Below are 14,713 nucleotides of genomic sequence, written 5' to 3' on the forward strand. Positions count from 1 at the left end.
TGTCCATAGCTTTTTGTTTCTAATAAGAAACGTTGTTTTAAAAATAAAATAGAATTAACGTTGACGTATTTTGTTCAGTTTTCAAAGGTCAATCATCATTGCTTATCAACAGCAACTTTTATATCTTACCATGTTAACTTTTTAAAGTCAACAACTTTTTTTAGAAGTTTTTTTAACCTCTTGTTTTTTGTGCCGCCTCATTAGCGACAAGTAATAATATATCATCAATTAAATAATGCGTCAATAAGTTTTATAATATTTTTTTAAAAAAGGTATTCAAGCAAAGTTTTATTCCACTTGAATACCTTACTACCCTTCTAAAATAGTTATAAAACTACTTATTTTTGACGCATTTGAGGGAACAGAAGAACGTCACGAATAGAAGGAGAATTTGTTAAAAGCATAACTAGACGATCGATTCCAATACCAAGTCCTCCAGTTGGAGCCATTCCATACTCTAACGCTTCAATAAAATCGTCATCCATCTCGTGAGCTTCATCGTTTCCTTGTTCACGCTCTTTAAGCTGAGCTTCGAAACGTTCGCGTTGATCGATTGGATCATTTAACTCTGTAAAGGCATTTGCATGCTCACGACGTACAATAAATAGCTCAAAACGATCTGTAAAACGTGGATCTTCGTCATTTTTCTTCGCTAACGGAGAAATCTCAACAGGATGACCATAGATGAATGTTGGTTGCACAAGTTCATGCTCTACCTTTTGTTCAAAGAATTCATTTAAAACATGACCAAACTGCATATGTTCTGTTACTTCTACACCGTGTTCCTTTGCAAGAGCATGAGCTTCTTCATCAGTCATCTCTTTCCAGAAATCAACACCTGTATATTGTTTGACAGCGTCAGCCATATGAAGTCTTGTCCATTCTGGAGCAAGGTTAATTTCATCTTCTCCATATTGAACAGTGGTTGTACCAAGAACTTCTTGAGCAATATGAGCAATCATGTTCTCAGTTAAGCTCATTACATCTTTATAATCTGCATATGCTTCGTAAAGCTCTAGCATTGTAAATTCAGGGTTATGGCGTGTTGAAACTCCTTCATTACGGAATACACGACCAATTTCATATACTCTCTCTAATCCACCTACAATTAGACGTTTAAGGTGTAATTCGATTGCAATACGCATATAAAGTTCAATATCAAGAGCATTATGATGAGTCACAAATGGACGAGCAGATGCTCCCCCAGCGATAGAGTGCATCATTGGTGTTTCCACTTCTAAGAACCCTTGTCCATCAAGGTAGCGACGCATAGATTGAATAATACGGCTGCGCGTTACAAACGTTTGACGACTTTCTGGATTTGTAATCAAATCTAGATAACGTTGACGATAACGTTGCTCAATATCTTTTAATCCATGATATTTATCGGGAAGCGGACGTAATGCTTTTGAAAGAAGTGTGAAAGAAGTAGCTTTAATAGAAAGCTCTCCTACTTTCGTTTTGAACATAACTCCCTCAATTCCTACAATGTCCCCAATATCAGCGTTTTTGAAAAGCTCATACTGCTCTTCTCCTACACTATCTTTACGCACGTAGATTTGAATTTGACCATTCAAATCTTGAACATGAGCAAATCCAGCTTTTCCTTTACCACGCTTTGTCATAATACGTCCAGCAAAACTAATTGAAGTTTCTTCTTCTTTTTCTGCTAGCTCTTCTTTTGAAAATTGATCATAAGCGTCTAAAAGTTCATTTGAACTATGTGAACGCTCAAAGCGTTTACCAAATGGATCAATTCCTTGTTCTTGAAGTTCTTTCATTTTTTCACGACGCACTATCAGTTGGTCATTTAATTCTTCCTGACTCATTTCATCATCTCCATCTATTTTTTTAATCTTAAACAGAAAAAAGGCCAGCATATCACTGGCAATCAGCGTACATTCTTCTGTTCGTAATTATAGGTGAACACTGTTTTATGTGTCAAATAGCCTGAGAGTCTTTTTGTTTTGCTTCTACTTCTTCTGTAAAATTATCTACTAGTGTTACAAAACTCTCTCTTGTTTCACATTGATTAATCTCATTTCTCACTATTGCATTTCCTCGAACACTTTTTAAGTACCAGGCAGCATGTTTACGCATTTCACGCACAGCTACATTTTCACCTTTTAGGTCGATTAAACGATCAAGGTGGAGCTTACAGATATCCATTTTCTCTCTTACTGTTGGTTCTGGAGCTAATTCACCTGTTTTTAGATATTGAACAGTGCGATAAATCATCCATGGGTTACCAAGAGCTGCACGACCAATCATTACACCGTCAACCCCTGTTTCATCAATCATTCTTTTTGCATCTTGCGGTGTTTTTACATCTCCGTTTCCGATAACAGGAATAGAGACTGCTTGTTTTACATCACGAATGATGTCCCAATTTGCTGTTCCTTCATACATTTGTACACGTGTACGTCCATGAAGAGCAACTGCTTTTCCACCTGCACGTTCTACTGCTCTTGCATTTTCAATTGCAAAGATATGGTCTTCATCCCAACCCATACGCATTTTTACAGTAACAGGTTTATCTACAGCATCTACGACTGCTGAAACCATTTCATAAATTTTATTTGGGTCTAGAAGCCACTTTGCCCCTGCATCACATTTAGTGATTTTAGGTACTGGGCATCCCATGTTAATGTCAATGATGTCTGCTGTTGTATTTTTATCTACAAACTGAGCAGCTTCTACAAGTGTTTCTTTTTCCCCACCAAAGATTTGTAAACTCATTGGCTTTTCACGTGGATCTATATGAAGCATTCCCATTGTCCTAGCATTTTTATAAAGAATGGCCTTATCACTCACCATTTCAGCACAAACTAATCCTGCGCCAAATTCTTTTACTGTAAGGCGAAATGCTGCATTACAAACACCTGCCATTGGTGCTAAAACAACTGGATTATCAAATTTGATATCTCCAATTTGAAGCATGATTGTACCTCCTGTTGTATTACATGAATATAGACAAGTAATCTCTCAAAAGGTTACTTGTCATCTCGAAAAATAATGTATAAGTTCTATTGTAAACATATTAATTTGTTTCTAAAAGAGAAAAGATATCTTTCTCATCTCTCAATTTCCATCTTTCAATGCCTTGCTCTACTGAAAGTTTAGAAGTGAGAGAAGATAGAAAATGGTTATCGCCTAAAATGCAAGTTGAAGGAGCGATTTCCACAAGGGGAGCAAGCACAAAAGCCCGTTCAAGAATCCGTGGATGTGGAACAGATAAATTCTCCTCTTTTATATCTTCATTATTATAAAGCAAAATGTCAAGGTCTAGGGTTCGTGGTCCCCACCGAATAATCCGTTCTCTATGACAAGCTGCCTCAATGTTTTGCAAACAAGATAACAGCTCTTGAGGATTATACGTTGTTTCAACTTCTACAACCATATTTAAAAAAGCAGACTGCTCCGTATACCCAACAGGAGCTGTTTCATAAATGGAAGAAAGATTTGTTAGTGTAATATTTTTCTCTTTACGCAGCAAGAGAATACCTTGCTTTAAATAATTAAATCTGTCTTCCATATTAGAACCCATTCCAATATATGCTATATTCTTCATGAACGACTCCTTTGAATCTCAACTCCAACTGAGTCATAGTGTCCATTAATTGGTGGGCTTTTCTTATATATTTTAACTGTACATGCCTCAACTGAAGAGAATTTTTCAAAGACTTCAGAGGCAATTGTTTCAGCTACTGTCTCGACAAGCTTAAAAACCCTGTTCTCCATAACGTCTTTGCAAAGATTAAAAAGCTCTGCATAATTGACAGTTGCCTCAAGATCATCACTTTGTCCAGCTTTTCTTAAATCTTGCTCTACTGTTAAGTCCACTTCAAAAGGCTGTCCAAGCTTGTTCTCTTCTGAAAAAACTCCATGGTAACCATAAAATTGCATTTTATTTAAAAAGATCTTATCCACGCGGAATATCTCCTTTACCAACAAGCACATCCATCATTTTAGAAAAACGTGCAATTTCTAATACATCATGCACACGTACAATATCTGTGCCTTTTGAAATTCCTAGGCCCACTGTTGCAGCGGTACCTTCCATGCGATCTGCAGGGTTTTCTAGATTGAGTACTTTTCCGATCATTCCTTTGCGAGATGTTCCGAGTAATACAGGATAACCAAGCGATTGGAATTGATCTAAGTTTCTCATAACGATAATATTTTCTTCTAATCCTTTAGCAAATCCGATTCCAGGATCTAGAATGATTTTCTCATCCTTTACACCTGCTGCCTTTACGATTTTGATACTCTCATAAAGGTCTGCAATAACATCCGCCATCAAGTTTGTATAATTACGATTTTCTCTATTGTGCATAATTACAATAGGCACATTGTATGAAGCTGCAACTTCCGCCATTTTAGGATCTGCTTTTGCCCCCCAAATATCATTAATAATATGGGCCCCAGCTTCCAAGGCTTGACGAGCAACTTCTGCTTTGTACGTATCAACTGATATTGGAATTTCCACATTTTCACTAATAACTTCAACAGCAGGAACTACACGGTGAAGCTCTTCTTCTAAGCTCACTGGTTCATGACCTGGTCTTGTTGATTCCCCACCAAGGTCGATAATATCTGCTCCCTGATCTACCATAAGCTGCGCATGTTCAACAGCACGATCAAGATGATTATACTTTCCACCATCTGAGAAAGAATCAGGCGTTACATTCAAAATGCCCATAATGAGCGTCTTATTACGATAATCTAGTTGAAAAGGGTGTGCATCAATGACGCCTTTTCTAGGTAGCGTATTTACAGTCATTTCCTTTTACTTCCTCCCTATATCCTTATAACTCCAACTTGTCTGTGTCATATGCTTATAATGGCTCCGCAGAACACTAGCTAACGAATTTTCTCCATATTGGTATCTTCTATCTCCAATATTAGAAATTGAAAAAATCTCTTGAATGGAATTCGTCATAAAGACTTCATCACTCTGAAGCAAGTCCTCTAACGAAAAGAACCCTTCATGGATAGGAATAGATAGCGATGCTAAAAGCTCCATAACAAACTGTCTTGTTACACCGCCTAAAATCCCTGTTTTAAGAGATGGCGTATACACAGATCCATTTTTCACAAAGAACAGATTAGAAACAATCCCTTCTGCTACATCTCCTTCTTTCGTTAGAAAGATTCCTTCTTGCTTTACACTGCTAAGCTCTCGTTTAGCAAGTACGTTATTCAAATAATGATGAGACTTCAAACGATAGTTTCCTTCAGGAGTATTACGCCTTGTTTCTAAGATAACCCCCTCTTTTACAAGAAGAGGATTCTTTGGTAGGTCCTTCATATAGGCGATGATCGTTGGTTCTTCATACATGTCTGTTGAAAGACCAAGATCACCAACTCCTGCTGATATATTTAAACGAATGTAAGCATTCTGTAGATTATTTTTATGTGAGAGATCTTTAAACCAAGAAAGAACATCTTTCTTTGAGTATTTCCATTTTATATTTAGTTCCTTCAAACCATTTTCTAGACGTTCTAAATGATCATCAAGGAGAAAAGGATGTCCACCATAAAGTCGGAGTGTCTCAAACACCCCTAAACCATACAAGAAGCCATGATCATAAGGAGAAATCATAGCTTCTTGTTTCTGAACCAATTTATTATTTAAAAAAATATACATAATTACTGCACTTCTCTTTGATACGTATTAATAAAGCTTCTTAGCATCTCTTTTCCAAAAGAAGTCATGATAGATTCTGGATGAAATTGGACACCTTCAATTGGAAGCGACTTATGACGAATAGCCATAATTTCACCTTTGTCAGTTTCTGCTGTTATTTCAAAGCAGTCTGGGAGCGTTTCTCTTTCAACAATTAAAGAATGATAACGTGTCGCTGTAAAAGGATTAGCTAGTTCCTTAAAAATGGTTTCCCCATTATGAGAAATCTCTGAAGTTTTACCATGCATAAGATATTCAGCACGAATTACCTTTCCTCCAAAAGCTTGGGCAATGGATTGGTGACCTAAACAAACTCCAAAAATCGGGATTTCCCCTGCAAATCGAGAAATGGCTTCAAGACTTATCCCGGCTTCATTTGGGCTACAAGGACCTGGAGAAATCATTAAAAAGTCAGGACGCATTGCTTCAATTTCCTCCAGCGTAATTTCGTCATTACGCTTTACAACTAACTCTTCACCTAATTCACCTAAATATTGCACTAAATTAAATGTAAATGAATCATAATTATCAATCATTAAAATCATACTCTGCTACCTCCACTCAGCTCATATTCACTCAACTCTTTTGCACGCCATAAGGCTTCTGCTTTCTTTAAAGACTCTTTATACTCATACTGCGGATGTGAATCAATTACAATACCAGCTCCTGCTTGCACATGTGCTTGTCCGTCTTTTACAACCATAGAGCGAATAGCAATATTCAACTCCATGTTTTCATCAAAGCCAATCCAACCAATCGAGCCTGTATAAACTCCTCTTCTCACTGGTTCAATTTCTTCAATGATTTCCATCGTACGCACTTTAGGTGCCCCTGTAATTGTGCCCCCTGGAAATGTTGCATCAACAACGTCAGTCCACTCATTCTCTTCTGCAAGCTGTCCTTTCACGTTAGAGACAATGTGCATAACATGAGAATAGCGCTCGATTGTCATTAATTCATCTACTTCTACAGTACCATATTTACAAACTCTCCCCAAATCATTTCGCTCTAAATCCACAAGCATGATATGCTCAGCACGTTCTTTCTCATTTGAGAGTAGTTCTTCTGCAAGCTGCTCATCTTCTTCAGCTGTTCGACCTCTAGAACGAGTGCCTGCAATTGGCCTTGTGCTTACTTCATTTTTATGCTTCTTCACTAAAAGCTCAGGTGAAGCACTCACAATTTGGAAATCTTCAAACTGTAAGTAAGACATATAAGGAGAAGGATTCAATAAACGAAGCTGCTCATACACTTCCATTGGGTGCGACTTAAGCTGCCTTGTTTGACGAACTGCAATATTTACCTGAAATACATCACCCGAAGAGATGTATTCATGAATATCGTGAACAGCTTTTGAAAACTTTTCTTCATCCATCGAAAATTCATCTTGTTTCCGTTCCGCCATAAAATAGTTATACTCATATGAAATGGGTTGAATGGGTGCCTCAAGCCACATATTCATATAATGACTAAGTCGCAATTGAGCTTGGGTTATATTTTCTTCCTCATCTGTTACAATTACCCAAAGCTGTTCTGTTGAATGGTCATAAACAAAGACATCTTGGAAAACGAAGAAATGAAGCTCTGGCAAATTCAAATCATCAGCTGCTAACTTTGGCAGTTTTTCAATATAGCGTACATAATCATAACTAATGTACCCAATAGCTCCCCCTTGGAAAGGAGGAAGTTCACTATTTGTCTCTATATGATATTGAGCTAACCAGTCCTTCATTGCATGCAGAGGATTTCCTTCTATCACTATCGTCTCTCCATTTTTCTCGACAGTAAGCATATTATTCTTACCTTTTAATGATGCTATTGGATCTAATCCAATCATACTGTAGCGACCACTACGCCCGCTCTCTAACACCATATGTTTTTTATGGTTTTTTGCCAGAAACTGAAATTTCTTGAACCAGTGTTCTTTTGGGATGGAAACCGCTTCTCCCCAAGCTTTTCTCTGTTGCACACCTTCACGCTCCTACACCATTTTTGCTATTTTATCTCTTTACTTTTCATTGTACATGATTCTTTATTTTTCTTCACTAGGAGTTTCTACTAATAAAAAACCTCCCTACTAGTAGGGAGGTTTTTAAGCTTTATTTTGTACTTTGTTCTTCTTCCTCAAATTTATAAAGAGGTGTACTTAAGTAACGCTCACCGTTACTTGGGATAATTGCTAAAACTTTCTTACCTTTACCCAATTCTTTTGCTACTTTTAACGCTGCATAAATAGCTGCTCCAGAAGAAATACCACCTAGGATTCCTTCATTTCTAGCTGCTTTACGTGCATATTCAAATGCCGCTTCATTCTCGACTGGAATAACTCCGTCATACACTTCTGTATCTAACGTGTTTGGAACAAATCCAGCTCCAATTCCTTGGATTTTATGAGGACCAGGCTGACCTCCTGATAATACAGGTGAACCTGTTGGCTCAACAGCATAGATTTTCACGTTCTCGTACTTTTCTTTTAATACGCTTCCAGCACCTGATACTGTTCCACCTGTACCAACACCAGCAATAAATGCATCAAGTTGGTCACCCATTTGTTCTACAATTTCTTTTCCTGTTGTTTCACGATGAACTTTTGGGTTTGCTTCATTCTTGAACTGCTGTGGCATAAAGTAGCCATGTGCATTTGAAAGCTCCTCTGCTTTCTTAATAGCTCCGTTCATTCCTTCTGCACCAGGAGTAAGAACAAGATCTGCTCCATATGCACGAAGAAGGTTGCGACGCTCCATACTCATCGTATCTGGCATTACTAAAATAGCTTTGTAGCCTTTTGCAGCAGCAACCATTGCAAGACCAATTCCCGTGTTGCCACTTGTTGGTTCAATAATAGTGTCGCCAGCTTTTAAAACGCCCTCTTGCTCAGCACTTTCAATCATCGCAAGACCAATACGATCTTTTACGCTACTTCCAGGATTCATAAATTCAAGTTTTAAATACACATCTGCCATATCTTCTTCAACAATGCGATTTAATTTAACAATTGGTGTTTGACCAATTAAGTCTGTAATTGAATTTCCTACACGTGTCATAAGATCACCTCTATAATCCCTAGTATTTTTATTGGTTTTATAGAGAATATATCAATTATTATATGAATTGTCAATCTATTTACCCATTTTTTTAAAGAAAAAGGAAAGCGCATGCCTCCATGCGCTTTCCTTTAGGCTTTCGCTTGAGCTTTCAATTCTTCAAGTTCTTCTTTTGTGAACTGATACTCTTCATTACAGAAATGGCATTGAGCTTCTGCTCCACCATCTTCATCAATCATTGCCTGGAGTTCTTCTACACCTAGGCTAATAAGAGCATTTGAAAGACGCTCTCTTGAACAATGACAAGAGAATTCAACAGGCATTGTTTCCAATACTTCTACATTTTCTTTTCCTAAAAGTTTTTCTAGAATTTCCTCAGGAGACAATCCTTCTTGAATAAGCTTAGAAATCGGCGGCACTTTACTTAAACTTTCTTCAATCGCTGTGATTGTTTCCTCCTCAGTACCTGGCATAAGCTGAATAATGAATCCTCCTGCAGCTAAGATGCTGTTATCTGGATTTACGAGCACCCCTAATCCAACAGATGAAGGCACTTGTTCAGATGATGCAAAATAGTACGTAAAGTCATCTCCAAGTTCTCCAGATGCAAGGGGAACTTGACCTGTAAAATGGTCTCTTAACCCCAAGTCCTTTACAACGGTAAGCATTCCTGTTGACCCAACAGCTCTTGAAACATCTAATTTGCCTGGCGCTTTAGAAGGAAAGTGTGTTTGAGGTTTTGAAACATAACCACGTACATGGCCCTTTGCATCGCTATCAACAATGATTGCGCCGATTGGACCTCCGCCTTCTACCTTTACCGTAATTTTGTTTTCACCTTTTAACATAGCTCCCATCATAACGCTCGCTGTCATTGCACGCCCAAGGGCTGCTGAAGCTGTTGGCCATGAATTATGTCTTCGTTGAGCTTCTCCAACTGTTTCAGTTGTCTGAACTGCATATGCACGAATTTGGCCATTATAAGCCAACGCTTTTACAAGATAATCTTTCATCCTTTTAAAACACCTTCCTTGATTTAATTTAGCTCGAAATTACGAGCATATATTAACTGAAGTCCCTTTAACGTTAAGAACGGGTCCACAATATCAATCATATCTGACTCTGTTGCAATTAAATTAGCTAATCCTCCTGTAGCAATTACTTTTGTTTCAGGAGGAGCTTGAGCTTTCATACGGGACACAATTCCTTCCACTTGACCTACATATCCATATAAGATACCAGATTGCATCGCTGTAACTGTATTTGTTCCAATAACACTTTCAGGTTGCACAATCTCAATCCGAGGAAGCTTTGAAGTTCTAGAATAAAGAGCTTCTGTGGAAATATTAATTCCTGGCGCAATTGCGCCTCCTCTATAATGTTTCTTTTCATCAACATAGCAATACGTAGTGGCTGTACCAAAATCAATAATAATTAAAGGAGTTCCATAATGATGAATGGCTCCCACAGCATTAACAATGCGGTCTGCTCCTACTTCTCTTGGATTGTCATACTTAATGTTTAAGCCTGTCTTCACTCCTGGACCTACTATAACAGGTTTGAGATGAAAATACTTTAGACACATTCTTTCAAGTGAAAACATTATAGGGGGAACAACAGAAGAAATGATAATTCCTTCTATTGAAGCAAACGTTAATCCAACATGATTAAAAAGCTCTTTAATTACCATGCCAAATTCATCTTCTGTTTTATTACGGCCCGTTTCGATACGCCAATGATATTTTAACTCATTTCCTTCATAAACACCTAATACTGTGTTTGTGTTTCCCACATCTATAACAAAAATCAACGCCCATCACCACTTTATCTTTATTTCTATCCTCATCTCATTCTATATTACATAAAAAAATCGGGCGTTTCTATTCTTTCATAATTTACCCGTTCATCACCTATGTTAACAATAAAAAAGGCGCTCAGGTGAGCGCCTTTTTTTATTCATTCTTATCTTCTTGATCTTCATCTTCTTTTTTCGGTTGGATGTTTACTTTCACATCTTCACTGTTTTCATCAGACTGAGGTTTTTTAAGAGACAAATTACGGTCTCCTTCTGGAAGCTTACCATTTTCAAAAAGACTACGGATTTGCTTCGCTTCTAATGTTTCAACCTCAAGAAGTGTGTTTGCAATCAAGTCAAATTGTTCCCGATGGTTAACAATAATCTCTTTTGCACGTGCATAACATTCTTTAATGATACGCTGAACTTCTAAATCAATTTCATGAGCAATTGCATCACTGTAGTTTTGTTCACTATTGATATCGCGTCCTAGGAACACTTGACCACCTTGTGATTGACCAAATTGCATTGGTCCAAGTTTCTCGCTCATTCCATATTCAGTAACCATTTTACGAGCAATGCTTGTTGCACGTTGGAAGTCATTGTGAGCTCCTGTGCTTACTTCGCCAAATGTTACTTCCTCAGCTACACGTCCACCAAGTAGACCTGTAATCTTATCAAGAAGCTCTGGCTTCGTCATAAAGTAACGATCTTCTTTTGGAAGCATTACAGCATAACCACCAGCTTGGCCACGAGGCACGATTGTTACTTTATGAACCATATCAGCTTCATCAAGAACAAGTCCAATGATTGTATGACCTGATTCATGGAAGGCAACAATATTACGCTCTTTCTTCGAAATAACGCGGCTCTTCTTCGCAGGCCCCGCGATAACACGATCTGTCGCTTCATCGATATCAGTCATATCAATTTTCTTCTTATCAAGACGGGCAGCTACTAGAGCAGCTTCGTTTAATAAGTTTTCAAGATCGGCACCAGAGAATCCTGGTGTACGAAGAGCAATCGTACGTAAATCAACAGATTCATCAAGCGGCTTGTTGCGAGCATGTACACGAAGTACTGCTTCACGACCATTTACATCTGGACGATCTACCGTAATTTGACGGTCAAAGCGTCCTGGACGTAGTAATGCAGGATCTAAAATATCAGGGCGGTTTGTTGCAGCAATAATGATAATACCTTCATTCGCTCCGAAACCATCCATTTCAACAAGCAATTGGTTTAGCGTTTGTTCACGCTCGTCATGACCGCCTCCTAACCCAGCGCCACGTTGACGACCTACTGCATCAATCTCATCTATAAAGATAATACACGGTGCATTTTTCTTCGCATTTTCAAACAAGTCACGAACACGAGAAGCTCCGACACCGACAAACATTTCAACAAAATCAGAACCACTGATGGAGAAGAAAGGTGTTCCTGCTTCACCAGCTACAGCACGAGCAAGTAATGTTTTACCTGTCCCTGGAGGTCCAACAAGAAGAACCCCTTTTGGAATACGTGCCCCTACTTCTGAGAATTTGCGAGGATCCTTCAAGAAATCAACAACTTCAACAAGTTCTTGTTTCTCTTCGTCAGCACCCGCTACGTCTTTAAACTTAACTTTTTTCTTCTCTTCACTATAAAGTTTAGCTTTACTTTTACCAAAGTTCATTACACGACTGCCGCCGCCTTGAGCTTGGTTAAGTAAGAAGAAGAAGAGAATAAAGATAATAATAAACGGAATGATGGAAGTAAAGAAAGTTACCCATCCGCTTGTTTCCTCAGCCGGTTTATAATCAACATCTGCTGATTGAAGTTTATTATCTAGTTTTTCAACAATTTGACCTGTATCTGGTACAAACGTAACAAATTCTTGGTCTTTGCTGTATGAATCTAATTGACCTCGAACTTCCAGCACACCTCGTTCAGGTTTTAAAGTAACGTGGTCTACTTCACCTTTATCAAGATGCTCGATAAATTTATTGTAATTAAGCTGTGTTGTTTGGTTATTTGAACCACTAAAAATGCTAACAACACCAATAATTACCAAAAATATCAGTAAATAAAATATGGTATTACGGAAGATCCGATTCATTACTTACCTCCTCCCACAGTAAACAAATCATACTCAATAGTATCATAGAAAATTCAACCTATACAACAAATACACCCTGCCATAGACCCTTATGTTCTTATGATGAATATACTTCTGGTTTTAGGACACCAATGTAAGGCAGGTTGCGGTATTTCTCTTGATAATCAAGACCATAACCAACAACAAATGCGTTCGGCACTTCAAATCCAATATAGTCTGCTTCAATATCAGATTTACGTCCCGATGGCTTATCAAGAAGTGTTACAATTTTGATTGATTTAGCTTTACGGTAACGGAAAAGCTCGACTAAGTAACTTAGTGTTAATCCACTATCAATAATATCTTCGATAATTAGGATGTCACGTCCTTCAACAGATGTGTCTAAATCTTTAATAATCTTGACTTCGCCTGAAGAAACGGTAGAATTCCCATAGCTTGACACATCCATAAAGTCCATTTCTAAGTATGTATCTACTCGTTTGAGTAAATCACCCATAAATGGCATAGCACCTTTTAAGACGCCAATAGCGAGTGGGAAACGATCTTTGTACTCTTCTGATAGTACTTTCCCTAATTCTTTTACTTTTTCTTGCAACTGTTCTTCACTAATTAATACTTCTTTAATGTCTTCCTTCATGTACCTGCTTGCCTCCTAGAAGTTGTTTGCTACTTATAATATAAGGTAACATACTTTTGTTCCTGTATGTTGTCTACCTCATAATGGGATTTTTTCAATCCTGGTATCCAAAGGATTTCCTCGTTATCCAACACAACAATTGGCCAAGCTTCACGTTCAGATTTCGGAATTTTGTTATCAATGAAGATATCCTTTACTTTTTTCCTCCCATTCATACCTTTTAAACGTATTTTATCACCTGTTTTTCGACTTCTTACAATCAAAGTTGGTAATTTTGCTTTTTCGTTTAAAGGTAAATGAAAAAAGTCGTGGCCTTTCTTAAGCTTTCCTGTTTCAGTTTTATGTATTTCACAAACAATTTCACGACCTGTTGGTAACGTAACTCTTCCAGGTATGTGCAAGGAAAAACAGTACGGCTCGACTCTTGGCTTTTCAAAAGTAAATAAACATGTTTCATAAGAGCGAATAACATATAAGCCTTTAGGGAAATGAAGCATCCCAGAAGGTTGCTCCTCTTTGAAAAAAGCGAAAAGCTGATCGATATGCGCCGAGGATAAAGCTAGAGGAATCTCTTTATAGAGATAGTTTAATATTAGTTGAATCCCCCTCCTTTGTAAAGGTTTCCGCATTCTTAAAAAGTCCTGCCGTAACAGCTTTACATATTCAGGCGTTTTATCAACTATTACTTTATTCATCATATCATAAGTTAATTCCTCTAAATAGCTTTGATCTTCTAATAAATTTTCACTAAATTGCTGAAAATGTGTATGAACATGCTCATTTTCTTTTTTAAAGAATGGAAGAAGCTTTCGAAAGCGATTTCTTGTGTATTTATCATCACTATTCGATGGATCTATGCGTGGGTGCAATTCATAGTGTTGACAATATACTTCAATCTCATCCTTTTTAAGAGTTAAAAAAGGGCGAATGAGAGATCCACCGGCAAAAGAGCGTGAAGGAGCCATTCCTGCCGCCCCTTTCATTGTCGTTCCTCTCGTCAATCTCATTAAAATTGTTTCAACTTGGTCATCTCCATGATGAGCAAGAGCCAATTTTGTCCCGTTATGCTTTTTCATTACATCTTCATAAAACTGATAACGGCATTCTCTCGCTGCAATTTGAGAACTCAAATGGTGTTTTTTCTTATATGCTTCTACATCTATACTTATAGCTTCACATGGAATATCATGCTTAAAGCAAAAATTTTTCACATATAGAAGATCCTCTCTAGATTGTTCTCCTCGGAACATATGGTCAAGGTGAGCTGCTATCACTTCGATATTCCACTCTTTTTTTAGGCTCCAAAGCAAGTGTAAAAGAGCTAGAGAATCAGGTCCTCCCGAAACTCCTACAATAACATTATCGTTTTCTTTCAGTAAACAATGTTTTCTTATAAACTTTTCAACTTTTGTCTTCATCTTTGTCATCCTTATACTTTGCGTCTCTCTCT

At 37.7% G+C, this 14,713-nt stretch carries 14 protein-coding genes; all 14 read right to left on the minus strand.

What is annotated here, in order from left to right; translation table 11 throughout:
* Nucleotides 1-338: 338 nt before the first annotated feature.
* Nucleotides 339-1,829: a lysine--tRNA ligase gene (gene lysS / locus B9N79_RS24530; protein ID WP_019395092.1), complete on the minus strand. Its 1,491-nt coding sequence runs from the start codon at nt 1,827-1,829 to the stop codon at nt 339-341.
* Nucleotides 1,830-1,941: 112 nt separating this feature from the next.
* A complete protein-coding gene (dusB, locus tag B9N79_RS24535; RefSeq protein WP_019395093.1) occupies nt 1,942-2,940 on the minus strand; it encodes a tRNA dihydrouridine synthase DusB in 999 nt (332 codons plus the stop codon).
* 100 nt (nt 2,941-3,040) lie between these two features.
* On the minus strand, nt 3,041-3,571 hold the full coding sequence (gene folK, locus B9N79_RS24540) for a 2-amino-4-hydroxy-6-hydroxymethyldihydropteridine diphosphokinase (protein WP_019395094.1): 531 nt from the start codon (nt 3,569-3,571) through the stop codon (nt 3,041-3,043).
* Complete coding sequence (folB, locus tag B9N79_RS24545; RefSeq protein ID WP_040059965.1) at nt 3,568-3,930, minus strand: dihydroneopterin aldolase; 363 nt, start codon at nt 3,928-3,930, stop codon at nt 3,568-3,570. Before folB ends, folK begins: the two co-directional genes overlap by 4 nt.
* The gene (folP, locus tag B9N79_RS24550) at nt 3,923-4,783 is read right to left on the minus strand and encodes a dihydropteroate synthase (protein ID WP_019395096.1); all 861 of its coding nucleotides are present in this window, start codon (nt 4,781-4,783) and stop codon (nt 3,923-3,925) included. The genes folB and folP overlap by 8 nt, the downstream gene beginning before the upstream one ends.
* A 6-nt stretch (nt 4,784-4,789) precedes the next feature.
* Nucleotides 4,790-5,650: an aminodeoxychorismate lyase gene (pabC, locus tag B9N79_RS24555; protein WP_040059963.1), complete on the minus strand. Its 861-nt coding sequence runs from the start codon at nt 5,648-5,650 to the stop codon at nt 4,790-4,792.
* A 2-nt stretch (nt 5,651-5,652) separates the two neighbouring features.
* Nucleotides 5,653-6,234, minus strand: coding sequence for an aminodeoxychorismate/anthranilate synthase component II (gene pabA / locus B9N79_RS24560; protein ID WP_019395098.1), 582 nt, complete (start codon nt 6,232-6,234; stop codon nt 5,653-5,655).
* The gene (gene trpE / locus B9N79_RS24565) at nt 6,231-7,658 is read right to left on the minus strand and encodes an anthranilate synthase component I (protein ID WP_046218467.1); all 1,428 of its coding nucleotides are present in this window, start codon (nt 7,656-7,658) and stop codon (nt 6,231-6,233) included. The genes pabA and trpE overlap by 4 nt, the downstream gene beginning before the upstream one ends.
* A 130-nt stretch (nt 7,659-7,788) precedes the next feature.
* Nucleotides 7,789-8,733 carry a cysteine synthase A gene (gene cysK, locus B9N79_RS24570; protein WP_019395100.1) on the minus strand — a complete coding sequence of 315 codons (945 nt, stop codon included), beginning with the start codon at nt 8,731-8,733 and terminating at the stop codon, nt 7,789-7,791.
* Nucleotides 8,734-8,864: 131 nt separating this feature from the next.
* Entirely contained in the window at nt 8,865-9,746 is an 882-nt protein-coding gene (hslO, locus tag B9N79_RS24575) for an Hsp33 family molecular chaperone HslO (RefSeq protein ID WP_040059960.1), read from the minus strand.
* A 23-nt stretch (nt 9,747-9,769) separates the two neighbouring features.
* The gene (locus B9N79_RS24580) at nt 9,770-10,543 is read right to left on the minus strand and encodes a type III pantothenate kinase (RefSeq protein ID WP_019395102.1); all 774 of its coding nucleotides are present in this window, start codon (nt 10,541-10,543) and stop codon (nt 9,770-9,772) included.
* 142 nt (nt 10,544-10,685) lie between these two features.
* The gene (gene ftsH, locus B9N79_RS24585; protein ID WP_019395103.1) at nt 10,686-12,626 is read right to left on the minus strand and encodes an ATP-dependent zinc metalloprotease FtsH; all 1,941 of its coding nucleotides are present in this window, start codon (nt 12,624-12,626) and stop codon (nt 10,686-10,688) included.
* 97 nt (nt 12,627-12,723) lie between these two features.
* Nucleotides 12,724-13,263, minus strand: a complete 540-nt coding sequence (gene hpt, locus B9N79_RS24590; protein ID WP_040059959.1) for a hypoxanthine phosphoribosyltransferase — start codon at nt 13,261-13,263, stop codon at nt 12,724-12,726.
* A gap of 29 nt (nt 13,264-13,292) precedes the next feature.
* On the minus strand, nt 13,293-14,681 hold the full coding sequence (gene tilS, locus B9N79_RS24595) for a tRNA lysidine(34) synthetase TilS (RefSeq protein WP_046218468.1): 1,389 nt from the start codon (nt 14,679-14,681) through the stop codon (nt 13,293-13,295).
* Nucleotides 14,682-14,713: the final 32 nt, after the last annotated feature.

Source organism: Priestia filamentosa, from assembly GCF_900177535.1.
Taxonomy (GTDB): Bacteria; Bacillota; Bacilli; order Bacillales; family Bacillaceae_H; genus Bacillus_I; species Bacillus_I filamentosa.

Coding starts and splice junctions, on each gene's coding strand:
- ftsH (WP_019395103.1), bottom strand. CDS start 12,626: ATGAATCGGATCTTCCGTAATACCATATTTTATTTACTGATATTTTTG.
- folP (WP_019395096.1), bottom strand. CDS start 4,783: ATGACTGTAAATACGCTACCTAGAAAAGGCGTCATTGATGCACACCCT.
- dusB (WP_019395093.1), bottom strand. CDS start 2,940: ATGCTTCAAATTGGAGATATCAAATTTGATAATCCAGTTGTTTTAGCA.
- hslO (WP_040059960.1), bottom strand. CDS start 9,746: ATGAAAGATTATCTTGTAAAAGCGTTGGCTTATAATGGCCAAATTCGT.
- pabA (WP_019395098.1), bottom strand. CDS start 6,234: ATGATTTTAATGATTGATAATTATGATTCATTTACATTTAATTTAGTG.
- tilS (WP_046218468.1), bottom strand. CDS start 14,681: ATGAAGACAAAAGTTGAAAAGTTTATAAGAAAACATTGTTTACTGAAA.
- lysS (WP_019395092.1), bottom strand. CDS start 1,829: ATGAGTCAGGAAGAATTAAATGACCAACTGATAGTGCGTCGTGAAAAA.
- folK (WP_019395094.1), bottom strand. CDS start 3,571: ATGAAGAATATAGCATATATTGGAATGGGTTCTAATATGGAAGACAGA.
- hpt (WP_040059959.1), bottom strand. CDS start 13,263: ATGAAGGAAGACATTAAAGAAGTATTAATTAGTGAAGAACAGTTGCAA.
- cysK (WP_019395100.1), bottom strand. CDS start 8,733: ATGACACGTGTAGGAAATTCAATTACAGACTTAATTGGTCAAACACCA.
- pabC (WP_040059963.1), bottom strand. CDS start 5,650: ATGTATATTTTTTTAAATAATAAATTGGTTCAGAAACAAGAAGCTATG.